The sequence below is a fragment of the Curtobacterium sp. MCPF17_050 genome, assembly GCF_003224435.2.
Lineage (GTDB): Bacteria > Actinomycetota > Actinomycetes > Actinomycetales > Microbacteriaceae > Curtobacterium.
The window spans coordinates 2,316,092-2,330,212 of sequence record NZ_CP126250.1 but is presented as its reverse complement, the minus strand read 5'-3'; the positions used below and the strand labels follow the sequence as shown (position 1 = coordinate 2,330,212).

16 protein-coding genes are annotated in these 14,121 nt (G+C 71.1%); 11 read left to right on the top strand and 5 right to left on the bottom strand.

Annotation, left to right across the window (positions count from 1 at the left end; genetic code table 11):
- Positions 1-12 precede the first annotated feature (12 nt).
- Positions 13-708, bottom strand: coding sequence for a potassium channel family protein (locus DEJ34_RS11025; RefSeq protein WP_110824659.1), 696 nt, complete (start codon positions 706-708; stop codon positions 13-15).
- Entirely contained in the window at positions 701-2,137 is a 1,437-nt protein-coding gene (locus tag DEJ34_RS11020; RefSeq protein WP_110824658.1) for a TrkH family potassium uptake protein, read from the bottom strand. Before DEJ34_RS11020 ends, DEJ34_RS11025 begins: the two co-directional genes overlap by 8 nt.
- Positions 2,138-2,209: 72 nt before the next feature.
- Here DEJ34_RS11020 and DEJ34_RS11015 point away from each other — a divergent pair, with 72 nt between their 5' ends.
- From DEJ34_RS11015 to DEJ34_RS10995, 5 genes are all read left to right on the top strand, one after another.
- Complete coding sequence (locus DEJ34_RS11015; RefSeq protein ID WP_110824657.1) at positions 2,210-2,725, top strand: ArsR/SmtB family transcription factor; 516 nt, start codon at positions 2,210-2,212, stop codon at positions 2,723-2,725.
- An 86-nt stretch (positions 2,726-2,811) separates the two neighbouring features.
- Positions 2,812-3,006, top strand: a complete 195-nt coding sequence (locus DEJ34_RS11010; RefSeq protein ID WP_110824656.1) for a helix-turn-helix domain-containing protein — start codon at positions 2,812-2,814, stop codon at positions 3,004-3,006.
- Positions 3,007-3,163: 157 nt separating this feature from the next.
- Positions 3,164-3,262 (top strand): 30S ribosomal protein bS22, encoded by a 99-nt coding sequence (locus DEJ34_RS11005; RefSeq protein WP_003792170.1) that lies wholly within the window; start codon positions 3,164-3,166, stop codon positions 3,260-3,262.
- Between the two features lie 154 nt (positions 3,263-3,416).
- On the top strand, positions 3,417-3,671 hold the full coding sequence (locus DEJ34_RS11000) for a glutaredoxin family protein (protein WP_110900484.1): 255 nt from the start codon (positions 3,417-3,419) through the stop codon (positions 3,669-3,671).
- Positions 3,668-3,961, top strand: coding sequence for a Dabb family protein (locus DEJ34_RS10995; protein WP_110824654.1), 294 nt, complete (start codon positions 3,668-3,670; stop codon positions 3,959-3,961). Before DEJ34_RS11000 ends, DEJ34_RS10995 begins: the two co-directional genes overlap by 4 nt.
- 380 nt (positions 3,962-4,341) lie before the next feature.
- On the opposite strand, the gene aspS is transcribed toward DEJ34_RS10995, so the two are convergent.
- Together aspS and DEJ34_RS10985 are read right to left on the bottom strand one after the other, a co-directional pair.
- Positions 4,342-5,682 carry an aspartate--tRNA(Asn) ligase gene (gene aspS, locus DEJ34_RS10990; protein ID WP_110911502.1) on the bottom strand — a complete coding sequence of 447 codons (1,341 nt, stop codon included), beginning with the start codon at positions 5,680-5,682 and terminating at the stop codon, positions 4,342-4,344.
- Between the two features lie 300 nt (positions 5,683-5,982).
- A complete protein-coding gene (locus DEJ34_RS10985; RefSeq protein WP_110911503.1) occupies positions 5,983-6,384 on the bottom strand; it encodes a MerR family transcriptional regulator in 402 nt (133 codons plus the stop codon).
- A 156-nt stretch (positions 6,385-6,540) separates the two neighbouring features.
- Here DEJ34_RS10985 and DEJ34_RS10980 point away from each other — a divergent pair, with 156 nt between their 5' ends.
- The 6 genes from DEJ34_RS10980 to ccsB all read left to right on the top strand — a co-directional run bounded on the left by DEJ34_RS10980 (position 6,541) and on the right by ccsB (position 12,871).
- A complete protein-coding gene (locus DEJ34_RS10980) occupies positions 6,541-8,031 on the top strand; it encodes a SulP family inorganic anion transporter (RefSeq protein WP_110911504.1) in 1,491 nt (496 codons plus the stop codon).
- A 68-nt stretch (positions 8,032-8,099) separates the two neighbouring features.
- Complete coding sequence (locus DEJ34_RS10975) at positions 8,100-8,756, top strand: histidine phosphatase family protein (RefSeq protein ID WP_110911505.1); 657 nt, start codon at positions 8,100-8,102, stop codon at positions 8,754-8,756.
- Positions 8,756-9,376: a TlpA family protein disulfide reductase gene (locus DEJ34_RS10970; protein ID WP_110824649.1), complete on the top strand. Its 621-nt coding sequence runs from the start codon at positions 8,756-8,758 to the stop codon at positions 9,374-9,376. Before DEJ34_RS10975 ends, DEJ34_RS10970 begins: the two co-directional genes overlap by 1 nt.
- A 3-nt stretch (positions 9,377-9,379) precedes the next feature.
- A complete protein-coding gene (locus DEJ34_RS10965; protein WP_110824648.1) occupies positions 9,380-10,126 on the top strand; it encodes a cytochrome c biogenesis CcdA family protein in 747 nt (248 codons plus the stop codon).
- Positions 10,110-11,882: a cytochrome c biogenesis protein ResB gene (resB, locus tag DEJ34_RS10960; protein ID WP_110890039.1), complete on the top strand. Its 1,773-nt coding sequence runs from the start codon at positions 10,110-10,112 to the stop codon at positions 11,880-11,882. The genes DEJ34_RS10965 and resB overlap by 17 nt, the downstream gene beginning before the upstream one ends.
- A gap of 47 nt (positions 11,883-11,929) precedes the next feature.
- Complete coding sequence (gene ccsB, locus DEJ34_RS10955; protein WP_110824841.1) at positions 11,930-12,871, top strand: c-type cytochrome biogenesis protein CcsB; 942 nt, start codon at positions 11,930-11,932, stop codon at positions 12,869-12,871.
- Between the two features lie 90 nt (positions 12,872-12,961).
- On the opposite strand, the gene DEJ34_RS10950 is transcribed toward ccsB, so the two are convergent.
- Complete coding sequence (locus DEJ34_RS10950) at positions 12,962-13,888, bottom strand: o-succinylbenzoate synthase (RefSeq protein ID WP_284180728.1); 927 nt, start codon at positions 13,886-13,888, stop codon at positions 12,962-12,964.
- Positions 13,889-14,121 lie beyond the last annotated feature (233 nt).

Sequence of the window (14,121 nt, the reverse complement as noted above, 5' to 3'; positions counted from 1 at the left end):
CCCCCGGCGGGGCTACTCGAGCGCCGCGAACCGTTCGAGGTCCGTCTCCGTGCCCGAGACGATGATGACGTCGTCCTCGCCGATGACACTGTCCGGCGTCGCCGGCACGAACGCCTGACCCGGCGGCTTGATGCCCAGCACCGTCAGACCGTGCCGCGTCCGGATGACCGTGGTCGCCAGGTCCCGCCCGCGGACCGCCCGCGGCGGGAACATCTTCACCACGGCGAAGTCGTCGTCGAACTCGATGAAGTCGAGCATCCGACCGGACACCAGGTGCGCCGTGCGCTCGCCGGCCTCCCGCTCGGGGTAGACCACGTGGTTCGCGCCGATGCGGCTGAGGATCGTGCCGTGCGAGCGGCTGATCGCCTTGGCCCAGATCTGCGGGACGCCGAGGTCGACGAGGTTGGCCGTGATGAGCACGCTCGACTCCAGGTCCGAACCGGTGCCGACGACCGCGATGGCGAAGTCCTGCGCGCCGATCTGCTTGAGCGCGTCCATGTCGGTCGCGTCGGCCTGCACGGCGTGCGTCACCCGGTCCGACCACTTCTGCACGAGCGCGGCGTCCGTGTCCACGACGAGGACGTCACGCCCCTGCCGTTCGAGCTGCCCGGCGGTCGCGGCACCGAACCGCCCGAGACCGATCACGAGGACCGGGGCGTCGTGGCTGACGGGACCCTGCTGGGCGTGCGGACGGTGTCGGTCAGCCAACGATCGGCCTCTCCTCGGGACGGCGGAACAGCTGCCGGCTCTGACTGGCGGCGAGCGCGGCGGCGATGGTCACTGTACCGACACGACCGAGGAACATCGTGGCGGCGAGCACGTACTTCCCGGACTCCGGCAGGTCCGCGGACACCCCGGAGGACAGCCCGCACGTCGCGAAGGCCGAGATCACCTCGAACAGGACGCGGTCGAGCGGCTCGTGCGTGATCTGCAGCAGCACGACGGTGGCGACCGCGACGATGGTCGCCCCCCAGAGGACGATGGCGACCGCCACGCGCAGGACGTCGCTCGGGATCCGACGGCCGAACACCTCCATGCTCTGCCGGCCACGGGCCTCCGCGACGGCCGCGAGGAAGAGCACGGCGAGCGTGGTGACCTTGATGCCGCCGGCGGTGGAGGCGGAGCCGCCGCCGATGAACATGAGCATGTCAGTGACGAGCAGGCTCGAGCCGTTCAGTTCGTCGAAGTCGACGAGCGAGAACCCACCCGACCGCGTCATCGTCGACAGGAAGAGCGCCTGGAACGCGGTGCGCCCGGCGCCCTCCTGTCCGAACGTCTCGGGGTTCGACGCCTCGAGGGCGATGTACGCCGCCGTGCCGCCGAGGAGCAGCACGAGGCTCGTCGCGAGCGTGAGCTTCACGTGGATGGGCCAGCGGCGGGGGGACCGGAGCTGCTTCGTCAGGGTCCGGATGACCGGGAACCCGATCGACCCGGCCACGACGCCGACCATCAGGAGGCTGAGGAACCAGTAGTCGTGGGCGTACGGGTCGAGACCGTCGGCGTTCGGCGCGAAGCCCGTGTTCGTGAAGGCCATCGCCGAGTAGTAGAAGGAGTCGCCGACCGCCGTCCAGAACGGCACACCGGTGACGAGCACGCTCGGCAGGAGCAGCAGACCGATGACGACTTCGATCGTCAGCGTGCTCACCGCGACGGTGAGCAGCAGCGTGCCGACGTCGCCGAGGCGGACCGCCTGGCCCTCCGGCACGGCGCCGTGGTGCGTGCGCAGCGGGTTCGAGTCCCCGGCCGCGATGAGCTTGGCGCGCAGCCCGAGGCGGCGGGTGACCACGAGCCCGAGGATCGAGGCGAAGGTGAGCACGCCGAGCGCACCGATCTGCGTCCCGATGACGACGAGGACCTTGCCGAACACCGACCAGTGCGTCGCCATGTCGACCGTCGCCAGGCCGGTGACACAGACGACGCTCGCCGCGGTGAACAGGGCGTCGGAGAAGTGCGTCACGGTCCCGTCCGCCGACGCCATCGGGGTCATGAACAGCGCCGTGAACAGGAAGATGAGCACGATGAAGACGAGGATCGCCAGCCGCGAGGGCGACGAGCGCAGGGCCGTCACGAGCTTCCCCGGGCGGCGCTGACCCGACAGGTCCCCGACGGTGGGGACCGGCTCGGTGCGGTCGAGCATCGTATGCCTCCGGGGACATGGGCGGGACGGTTCGTCATGGTACATCCGCACGGCCGCCGTTAGCCTTGCCGCATGGCCGACATCTTCAGCGTCGTCGCGGACCCGACGCGCCGGGCGCTGCTGGGCGAGCTCCTCACCGCCCTCGGTGCCGACGCGACCGGTGGCGAACTGAGCGTCGGGCAACTCGTCCTGCGACTCGGGGTCAGCCAACCGACCGTCTCGAAGCACCTCCGCGTCCTCCGCGACATCGGTCTCGTGACCAGCCGGGAGGAGGGGCAGCACCGCTACTACCGGCTCGACCCGGAGCCCCTGCTCGGCATCGAGGAGTGGGTCGTCCCCTTCACGACCGCCGTGGACGCCGACGGCACGCCCGCGACCACGTCGTGGACGCCGGACGGTCAGCCGGTGTCCGTCCGGAGGAGCGGTGCGGCCGGCAAGGCGACCGTCGAGGTGGGCACCGAACTCGGTCGGGTGATGGCCGAGGCGTCGCACCGCGCGACGGTCGCGATCACCGGTGCGCAGCAGGGCTGGGAGCGGGTCGTCGACCGGGGCCGGCGTCGCTTCACGAAGCGGCCCGAGGACGACTGAACAGTTGCTGGACACCGGACTGCACGCGCCCCTACAGTGACCAGGGACCACACAGGTCACACCACGAGCCAGCCCGAAGGCGGACCATGACCGGCAATTTCGACGACGTGCGCTTCCTCACCGTCGCGGAGGTCGCCGAGATGATGCGCGTCTCCAAGATGACGGTCTACCGCATGGTCCACGCGGGGGAGCTCCCCGCCATCCGCTTCGGCCGGTCCTTCCGGGTGCCGGAGTCGGCGGTCGCGGAACTCCTGCGCGGCGGCATCGCCGACGTCGGCTGACCCGCACGAAGCACGACCGTTCCACACCGGGCGTCCACCGTCCGTTCCGGCGCCGTTCGACATCGCAGCAGCCAGCCGGTAGACTCGGGCAGGTTGATTTTCCGCGGCTTCATCGGCCCGGTGTCCGTACATCAGCATCAGTCCGAGCGAGGTCCACATGGGTTCTGTCATCAAGAAGCGTCGCAAGCGCATGGCGAAGAAGAAGCACCGCAAGCTCCTTCGCAAGACGCGCCACCAGCGTCGCAACAAGAAGTAGGTCGAGAGACCCGCAGCAAGAGCCCCGGTTCGCCGGGGCTCTTGCGTTTCCCGGGTCCGTCGACGACCGCACCGGGACGTCGCCGCCGGACACGCCGCCTGGAGGCCCGTCAGCACATCGGGAGTGCCCGCACCGGCGCGGGTAGCCTGGTCGCATGCCAGCCGTGACGCTCCTCACCAAGCCCGGATGCCACCTCTGTGACGACGCCCGTCCGATCGTCGAACGTGTCGTCGCCGCCCGTCCCGGGGTCACGTTCGAGGAGCGGTCGATCCTCGACGACGACGCCCTCCGCATGGAGTACGCGGAGGACATCCCCGTCGTGCTCGTCGACGGACGGGTGCACAGCAACTGGCACGTCGATCCCGAGCGACTCGCCCGGGCGCTCGAGCAGGCCGAGGCCCGCGCATGATCCGCCACGTGGTCTCCTGGACCCTGCGCGAGGACCTGGACCGCGACGACGCCGTGGCCCGGATCCGGGAACTCCTGACGGGGCTCGTCGGGGTCATCCCGTCCATCAGATCGCTCCAGGTGGTCGAGAACGTCGCCTACCCGGGGAAGAACCAGGACGTCGCCGTCGTCGCGGAGTTCGACGACCTGGCCGGTCTCGACGAGTACCAGGTGCACCCCGACCACCAGGCGGCCGCCGCCGAGATCCGCGGTCTCGTCACCGCGCGGGCGGCCATCGACTGGCAGGACTGAGCGGCGCGGGTCGCCGCTGTCGGCGCGCGTCGCTGCTGTCGGCGCGCGTCGCTGCTGTCGGCGCGCGTCGCTGCTGCCGGCGCGCCGCTGCTGACGGCGCGCGTCGGACCGGCCCAACGAGAACCGGCTCGAACCACGGACGTCCGTGGTTCGAGCCGGTTCTCGTTGTGCGGCGCCGGTCCGCGCCACGCGGCGCCGGTCCGCGCCACGCGGCGCCGGTCGGCGCCACGCTGCGCGGCGCCACGCTGCGCCACGCCATGCGGCGCCGGTCCGCCCACGCGGCGCCGGTCGGCGCCGGTCGGCGCCGGTCGGCGGCGCTCCGCGCCGGGCTACGGCGTGAGGCGCGCTACGGCGTGAGGCGCGCTACGGCGTGAGGCGCGCTACGGCGTGAGGCGCGTCGGGCCGCGGAAGAGGTACGTGACCTCGCGGATGGACGGCTCGCCGAGCATGAGCATGAGCACGCGTGCGAGGCCCATCCCGAACCCACCGTGCGGCGGGACGCCGTAGCGGAAGAAGTCGAGGTACCAGCCGAGCTCGGCGGGGTCCAGGCCCTTCTCCTCCGCCTGCGCGGTCAGCACGTCGACGCGGTGCTCGCGCTGCGCGCCCGTGGAGATCTCGGCACCGTTGAACAGCAGGTCGTAGCTGTTCGTGAGCGTCGGGTCGTCGGCGTGACGCATGTGGTAGTACGGCCGGATCGAGGCGTCGTAGTCGGTGACGAAGACGAACTCGGAGCCGTGGTGCTCCTTCGCCCATGCGGAGACGCGGCGCTCGCCCTCGGGGTCCAGGTCACCGTCGGCGCGGACGACCTCGTAGCCGCTGTCCGCGACGATCTTCCGCGCTTCGGCGAGGGTCACACGGGGGAACGGCGTCGTCGGGACCTGCAACTCGAAGCCGAAGACCTCCTCGATCGCGGTGCCGTACTTCTCCTTGACGGCCGTGATGCCGACGACGAGGACCTCCTCGTGCATCGCCATGACGTCGGCGTGCGACTCGATCCACGAGAACTCGGCGTCGACGCTGGTGAACTCGGTGGCGTGCCGGCTGGTGAACGAGGGGTCGGCGCGGAACGCGTCAGCGATCTCGAACACGGCGCCGAAGCCCGCAGGCTGTGCCATCTGCTTGAAGTTCTGCGGCGACTGCGCCAGGTACGCCGTCGTCTCGAAGTACTCGAGCTGGAAGAGCTCGGCGCGGGACTCCGATGCGGAGGCCATCAGCTTCGGGGTGTGGATCTCGATGTAGTCGCGCTCGACCCAGTACGTGCGGAACGCGTGCTCGAGGGTCGTCTGGATGCGGAAGATCAGGTTCTGCTTGCGGTTGCGCAGGTCGAGGAAGCGCCAGTCGAGGCGCTTGTCGAGCGAGGAGTCGTCCGCGATCGGGGTCTCGGGGATGGCGGCACTGACGACGGTCAGTTCGCCGACCTTGACCTCGAGCCCGCCGAGCTTCACGCGCTCGTCCGCCTTGAGCGTGCCGGCGACGTGGATGAACGAGCCGTGCGCGAGGCCCGAGATCGTCTCGGTGGTCGCGAGGGCCGCAGCGGACGCGTCGTCGCCCTCGGTCGCTTCACGCGTCGCGGGGTTCACGAGCTGGACGGCGCCGGTCTCGTCGCGCAGCACGACGAACTGCACCTTCTTCTGATCGCGGACGGTCTCGACCCATCCGGCCACGGAGACGGGGCCGTCGGGGAGGCTTGCCAGGTCGGCGATGCGGGTGCGTTCGATCACGGTCGTCGAGTCTACCGGCCGGGCGCGGGAACGGCGTCGCCTGTGCAGAACCCGGGTCCGGGAGGTGGCTTTCTGTCCACAGCCGCGACTCGTCGCTCGGCTGTCCACAGTCCTGCCGGGAGGCCCGTGCCGGCCCGGCGACGTCCGTAGCGTCGTCGTCGTGGCCAGGTCGTAGGACGAACGGGGCGGTACCCGTGACGGAGGGTCCGGGAAGGTGCTGCGACCTGGTCACCCCTCCCGCTCGTGCCGGACGAGCGCGTCCGCGGGAGGCGGACGTCCCAGCAGACGGGAGAGGACGGATCAGGGCAGCGAGGCGCGCAAGGACCCGAGTGTGCCGATGAACTCCTCGGCCATGGCCGCCCGCTCCAACAGCTTCGCGTGCCGGGCGGTGGCGTCCTCGAGGAACGCGTCGAGCCGGGCGGCGAGGTCCGCGGCCTCGGCAGGGTCGCCGGCCGTCAGTCCGTCGACGACGCGGAGGAGCCCGGCCATCTCCTCGAGCGTGAACCCGAGCGGCTTCATCCGCCGGATCACGAGCAACCGCTCCAGGTCACCGGCCGTGTAGACGCGGAACCCGCCGGCGGTGCGGCCGCTCGGGACGAGGAGCCCGACCTCGTCGTAGTGCCGGATGGACCGGAGTGACATCCCGGTGCGCTCGGCGAGTTCGCCGATGTGCATGGTCGCGGGGACGTCGGGAACGATCATGTCCGACATCGTGGCAGAGCCCGGTGGGTGGGGGGCTGATCGCGCGGCCGCGCCCGCCAGCGGGACGCCCGGCCGCGCTGCCCTCCCGCTGGTCGCCGCGCTCCTGCTGTCGAGGCCTCGTCATCCCTACCCTCACGTGAGGGTAGGGTTGCGGCGATGTCGATCTCCACCGCTGCGCCCGTCACGCCGAGCGTCCGCACCGCCCTGCGGTCCCCGCGCCTCCTCACCCGGGAGGTCCTGGCGGGGGTCGTCACGGCGCTCGCCCTCATCCCGGAGGCGATCTCGTTCTCCGTGGTCGCGGGCGTCGACCCCGCGGTCGGCCTCTTCTCGAGCGTCGTCTTCGCGATCGTCATCTCGGTCGTCGGCGGCCGGCCGGCGATGATCTCCGCCGCTGCCGGATCGGTCGCGCTCGTGATCGCACCCCTCGTGCGGGACCACGGCGTCGCGTACCTCGTCCCGGCGATCGTGCTCGGCGGCGTGTTCCAACTCGTGCTCGGGTTCCTCGGCGTCGCGCGGCTGATGCGCTTCATCCCGCGGAGCGTCAACCTGGCGTTCGTCAACGCGCTGGCGATCCTCATCTTCACCGCGCAGCTGCCGAACCTCCTCGGCGACGGAGTGCCACCCGTCGTGTGGCCCCTGACCGCCCTCGGCGTCGCGCTCATCGTCGGCGTCCCGTTCCTCACCAAGGCCGTCCCGGCACCGCTCATCGCCGTCGTCGTCGTGACGGCGATCACGATGGTGTTCGGCATCGCGGTCCCCACCGTCGGTGACGAGGGCTCGCTCCCCACCGCCCTGCCGGGGTTCACCGGCATCACGGTCCCGTTCACCCTGGACACCCTGCGGATCATCGCGCCGTACGCCTTCGGTGTCGCGATCGTCGGCCTCATCGAGACGCTGCTCACCGCGCAGCTCGTCGACGCCGTCACCGAGACCCGCTCGAGTGCCTGGCGGGAGTCGTGGGGTCAGGGGATCGCGAACGTCGCCTCGGGCTTCTTCGGCGGCACCGGCGGGTGCGCGATGATCGGGCAGACCGTCATCAACGTCAAGACCGCGGGTGCCCGCACCAGGGTCTCGACCTTCGTCGCCGGGGCAGCGGTCCTCGTCCTGACGATCGTCCTGCACGACCTGGTCGCACAGATCCCGATGGCGGCGCTCACCGCGGTGATGCTCATGGTCTGCGTCGCCACGTTCGACTGGCACAGCATCCGGCCGCGCACCCTCCGCCGCATGCCCCTCGGCGAGACCGCCGTCATGGTCATCACCGTGCTGGTCGTCGTGGCGACCGAGAACCTCGCCACCGGGGTCCTCGTCGGGGTCGTCGTCGCAGCACTGGTGTTCGCCCGCCGGGTCGCCCACGTCGTCGAGGTCGTGCGCGAACCGGTCGACGAGCGCACGGTCCGCTACCGGGTGCGCGGGGCACTGTTCTTCGCGTCCTCGAACGACCTCGTCAACCGGTTCTCCTACGCCGAGGACCCCGAGTACGTCGTCGTCGACATGTCCGAGGCGCACGTGTTCGACGCGAGCACGGTGGCCGCCCTGGACGGGGTCGAGCAGCGGTTCGCGAAGCACGGGTCCACGGTGGAGGTGGTCAACCTGAACACCGGTTCGACCGCCCTGCACGGTCGGCTGTCCGGGCACCTCGACTGAACGGTCCCGAAGTCCGTGGATCCGCTGTGGGGCCGGTGGACGAGCGGGACCGACCTACACTGGAACCCATGCCCGCGACCAAGATCCACCTCGTGCGGCACGGCGAGGTCCACAACCCCGACCGTGTCCTCTACGGGCGGCTCCCGGGCTTCGGTCTGAGCGAGCTCGGCACCCGGATGGCCCAGGCCTCGGCCACCGCCTGGAAGGACGCCGGCATCGACGTCCGGGCGATCGTCGCCTCGCCGTTGCAGCGCACGCAGGAGTCGGCCGCGCCGTGGGCGGCGGTCTACGGCCTCGACGTCCGCATCGACGAACGGCTCATCGAGCCGACGAACCGCTACGAGGGCCAGCCGCCGGGGTTCACCAAGCGCTCGGTCCGTCGGCCGAGTGAGTGGCCGTGGATCGCGAACCCCATGCGCCCGAGTTGGGGCGAGGCGTACGAGTCGATCGCCAACCGGATGCTCGCCGCCGTCACGACCGCGTGGGAGAGCGTCGACGAGGGCGACGTCGTCCTCGTGAGTCACCAGCTGCCGATCTGGATGGTGCACCGTCGGCTGGCGGGGGAGCCCCTCTGGCACGACCCCCGGAAGCGCCGGTGCGACCTCTCGAGCATCACGACCCTCGTGCGGACCCCCGGCACCGCGGCCGTCCGGTTCACCGAGGTCGGGTACGCGGACCCGGCGGCAGAGCTCCGCGCCTCGGCCATCGACGAAGGAGCAGTGTGATGCGCACAACCCGCACCCGGACCCGGACCGCCGGTGCTGCAGCGATCGCGATCGCGACGGTGCTCGTGCTCGTCGGCTGCTCCTCGAGCAACGACTCCCTGTCGAAGCAGTACGGGAACGGCAGCACCCAGAACTACATCTCCGGGACCGGTGCGGTGACCGAGGTCGCGGCAGCCGACCGCTCCGACCCCGTCGACTTCACCGCTGAGTCGATCACGGGCGACGAGCTGTCGTCGAAGGCGATGCGCGGCGACGTCGTCGTCATCAACTTCTGGTACGCCGGCTGCCCGCCGTGCCGGGCAGAAGCGAAGCACCTCAACACCGTGCACGACCGGTTCGCCGACGACGACGTGCAGTTCATCGGCGTCAACGTCCGTGACGAGGCCGGTACCGCCGAGGCCTTCGAGCGCAAGTTCGGCGTCGACTACCCGACGGTCCTCGACGCCCGGACCGGCACCATGCAGCTCGCGCTCTCCGGTGAGATCGCCCCGAACGCCGTGCCGACGACGATCGTCCTCGACGAGCAGGGCCGGGTCGCAGCGCGGGTCCTCGGTGCGGTCGACGGACCGGGCATCCTCACCACCCTGGTGGACGACGAACTGACCGGCAAGGCGTCCTGACCGGTGTCCAGCGGCAACCCCTTCGCCGACGCGATCTTCAGCGGGCAGCTCCTCGTCGGGCTGCCCGTGGCGGCGCTCGCCGGGCTCGTCTCGTTCCTGTCGCCGTGCGTGCTGCCCCTCGTGCCGGGCTATCTCGGGTACGTGGGCGGGATCGCCGACGGCTCGCGGCACTCGCGCGGCCGCGTGCTCCTCGGCGTGCTCCTGTTCGTGCTCGGCTTCACCGTCGTCTTCGTCCTGGGGTCCGCCGCGGCGGGCGCGGTCGGCTTCTGGCTCGTGCGCTGGCGGGACCTCATCGTGCAGCTCATGGGCATCGTCGTGATCGCGATGGGCTTGGTCTTCATCGGACGGTTCACGTTCCTGCAGCGGACCGTCAAGTCGTCCTTCACCCCGCGCACCGGGCTGCTCGGCGCCCCGCTGCTCGGCATCGTGTTCGCGCTCGGGTGGACGCCCTGCATCGGCCCGACCCTGGCGGCCATCAACCTCATCAGCTTCCAGTCCGGCAGCGCCTGGCAGGGCGTCGTGCTCGGCATCGCGTACTGCATCGGACTCGGCGTCCCGTTCCTGCTCGTCGCACTCGGCGCCGGATGGGCCTCGGGCGCGATCGGCGTCGTCAAGCGGCACATGCGCACCGTCAACATCATCGGAGGAGCGATCCTGATCGTCATCGGTCTGCTCATGGTCACCGGCATCTGGTCGGCCGTCATGTCGAGCGTCGGGGCGGTGATCCAGAGCTTTGTCCCCGCGGTCTGAGCGCAACGAGGACGACCTGGTCGACGAGGCCGGGACCGGTGCCGACCGCACGTCGGACCCCCAGCGACCGTCCGACCACGTCGACGGGACCCCGGCCGCGTCGAGCGCCCGGGACGACGGGATCGCGCAGCCGAAGCTCGGTGTCGTCGGGTACCTCCGCTTCGCCTGGCGTCAGCTGACGAGCATGCGCACGGCGCTCTTCCTGCTCATGCTGCTCGCCCTCGCGGCCATCCCGGGGTCGCTCGTGCCGCAGCGGCAGGCGGACCCGAACGGCGTCGTGCAGTACGAGAACGACCACCCGACGCTCTTCCCGGTGCTCGACAAGCTGCAGGTGTTCGACACCTACACGTCCGTCTGGTTCTCGGCGATCTACCTGCTGCTCTTCGTCTCGCTCATCGGCTGCATCGTGCCGCGCACCCGCCACCACTGGCAGGCGCTGCGGACACGGCCTCCGAAGACGCCGGCGCGACTCGGTCGGCTCGCCGGCTTCCGCACCGTCGCGGTGACCCCCGAGACGGTCCGTGCCACCGCGACCGGTGCCGGCGCGGAGGGCGTGGCCGCGACCGCCGGGGCGGACGCCGCCCCGGGCCTCCCGTCCGTCGACCACGCCGTGACGTCCGCGATGGCGCAGCTGAAGCGCTCCGGCTACCGCGTCGAGCGGTTCGGGGACTCCGTCAGCGCCGAGCGCGGGTACCTCCGCGAGACCGGCAACCTGGTGTTCCACGCGGCCCTCGTGGGTGTGCTCCTGGCCGTCGGCCTCGGTGGCGGGTTCAGCTACACCGGCCAGCGACTGCTCGTCGAGGGGCAGACCTTCACGAACGTCCTCGGCTCGTACGACTCGTTCAACCCCGGCCGCTGGTTCTCGCAGTCGGACCTGCAGGGCTACAACCTGACGCTCGACGACTTCGAGACGAAGTACGAGGAGACCAACCTCGACGCACTCGGGCAGGCGACCGACTACTCCGCGACCGTGACCGGCCGGACCCGGGACGGCGCGGAGAAGACGAGCCGACTCGGCGTGAACGAGCCGCTCGCGATCGGCGGGACGAACGTGTACCTGCTCGGCAACGGCTACGCGATGCAGGTCACGGTGCGGGACGGCGAGGGCGACGTGGCGTTCCAGGACGTCGTGCCGTTCCTGCCCGAGGACGCGAACTACACCTCGACCGGCGTCATCAAGGTCCCGGACGCGTCACCGGACCAGCTCGGTATGATCGGGTTCTTCTACCCGACCGCGGTGAAGCAGAGCACCGGCGCCTTCGCATCGGCGTACCCGGACACCGAGAACCCGATGCTGTCGCTGCAGGTCTACACGGGCGACCTCGGCCTGGACGACGGTGTCCCGCAGAGCGTCTACCAGCTCTCGACGAAGGGGCTGACGCAGATCGCGGGCCGGCAGGCGGACACCCCGAGCATCTCGATGAAGCCCGGCGAGACGAAGCAGCTCCCGGACGGCGCCGGGTCGATCACCTTCGACGGGGTGAAGCGCTACGTGTCCCTCGACGTGCACCACGACCCGTCGCAGCTCTGGGTCGCCGCCTTCGCGATCCTCTCCGTGCTCGGCCTGCTCACCTCGCTGTTCGTCCCGCGCCGACGCGTGTGGGTCAAGGCCGTGCGGCGGACGGGTGCGGAGCACGGGGAGTTCGACCTCGAGTACGCGGGTCTGGCCCGCGGTGAGGACCCGAACCTCGAGCGGGCGGTGGCGGACATCGCCCAGCGGCACATGTCGGACCTCGGAGTTAGGATCGCCCAGTGAACACGACAACCCTCGCCACCTACTCGGTGGTCCTGACGTACTCCGCGATGGCGGTCTACGTCATCGCGTTCATCTCGTTCGCGCTCGACATGGCCAAGCGCGCCGGAGACGTCGGCGCGGCCGGCTCGGCGACCGGAACCGCCTCGCGTGACGGGGCAGCGGCCACGGTGGCGACCGTCCAGGGCGGCACCGTCGTCCTCGAGCGCGTCGAGCAGCAGAGCCCGGGCGGCGGTCAGCGCGGATCCCGGTTCGAACGGGTCGGCATGGCCATGACGGTGCTCGCCCTCGTGGTGCACGTCGGCGCGATCGTCCTCCGGGGCATCGCGGCCGAGCGGGTGCCGTGGGGCAACATGTTCGAGTTCTCGCTCACGGGCACGGGGCTCATCATCCTGGTGTTCCTGCTCGTGCAGTTCTGGCAGGACCTCAAGTTCCTCGGTGTGTTCATCACCGGCCTGACGATCATCCTGCTCGGCATCGCGACGGTGAACTACTACGTGCCCGTCGTGCCGCTGCAGCCCGCGCTGCAGTCGTACTGGCTCGTCATCCACGTCTTCGTCGCCATCGCCGGCACCGGGTTCTTCGCCCTCGGCGCGGGACTCGCGGTCGCGCAGCTCGTTCAGACGTACCGCCTGGGACGTCCGGAGTCGCGGAAGCTGCGCTTCATGGCGACGCTGCCCGACGCGGACCGCCTCGAGGTCCTCAGCTACCGCGTGATCCTGGTCGGCTTCGTGCTCTGGACCTTCACGCTCATCGCCGGCGCGATCTGGGCCGAGCGCGCCTGGGGCCGGTACTGGGGGTGGGACACCAAAGAGGTCTGGACCTTCATCATCTGGGTGCTCTACGCCGGGTACATCCACGCCCGCGCGACCCGTGGGTGGCGTGGTGCGCGCTCGTCGTGGCTGGCGCTCATCGGCTTCGCGGCCGTGATGTTCAACTTCTCGGTGGTCAACGTCTTCTTCAAGGGGCTGCACAGCTACTCCGGGCTCTGACACCGGCGCGTCGACGACGCGGCTCCGGACGGACGGGAGGCCCGACACCAGCTGGTGTCGGGCCTCCCGTCCGTCGTGTGGGCGGCGTGGTCACCGCGCGGTCAGGAGCGCGTGCACCCGACGCAGTCGCGCCTCCCACCACGCGGTGCGGTCGGGGGCCGCAGCCCAGCGCTCGAGCAGGGCGGTGTCCGCCTCGACCCGGCGCACGGCGATCCGCCCGTCGACGGGCACCAGCGGGTCGGCGGTCACGTCGCCCGTGAGCATCACGCCCGTGCCGAGTCCGGCGGCGTAGCCGGGGGCCATCGCGGCGGCGGCGAGGAACGCGCCCATCCCGAGCCCGACGGAGGTGTCGAGCGCGCTGGAGACCACGCAGGGCAGGCCGGCCTCGGCGATCACCGCGCGTGCCGCGGTGACGCCGCCGAGTGGCTGCGCCTTGACCACGAGGACGTCGGCGGCTCCGGCCCGGGCCACGGCCAGCGGGTCCGCGGCCTTGCGGACGCTCTCGTCGGCCGCGATCAGGACACCGAGGCCCGCCACGCGCGACCGGAGGGCGGCGAGGTCCGCGACCGAGGCGACCGGCTGCTCGGCGTACTGCAGGCGGAACGGAGCGAGCCGTTCCAGGGCGCGGGTCGCGTCGTCGAGCGACCAGAGCCCGTTCGCGTCGACGCGGACGGCGGCGTCCTCGCCCATCGCGCGGCGGACGGCGGCGACCCGGGCGACGTCGTCCTCGATGCCCGTCCCGGGCTCGGCGACCTTCACCTTCGCGGTGGTGCACCCGGGGTAGCGCCGGAGCAGGTCGGGGACGTCCGCCGCGGCGATCGCGGGCACCGTCGCGTTGACCGGGACCGAGTCGGCCGCCGGTCCGTGCGGCGTCCACCCGAAGTCGATGGTGGCGCGGAGCCACGCGGCGGCCTCGGCGTCGTCGTACTCGACGAAGGGGGAGAACTCGGTCCACCCCTCGGGGCCGCGGAGGACGAGTGCCTCGCGCACGGTGATGCCGCGGAAGCGGACCCGCATCGGCAGGGCGACGACCCTGGCGGTCGCGAGCAAGTCGTCCAGGTCGGGGACGGCGGCTGTGGACGACGGCGGCGCGCCGCGGTCGGACGGTGATGACGGAGCGGTCGGCGGGGTCACATCGGGCACGCCGCCATCCTCGCAGCACGCTCCATGTGTCCTCCCGGCTGTTCCGAGGGGACCGCCAGGGCAGCGCACTACCATCGCTCCGGTCGACCACCGGTCGGCCGGGTCGG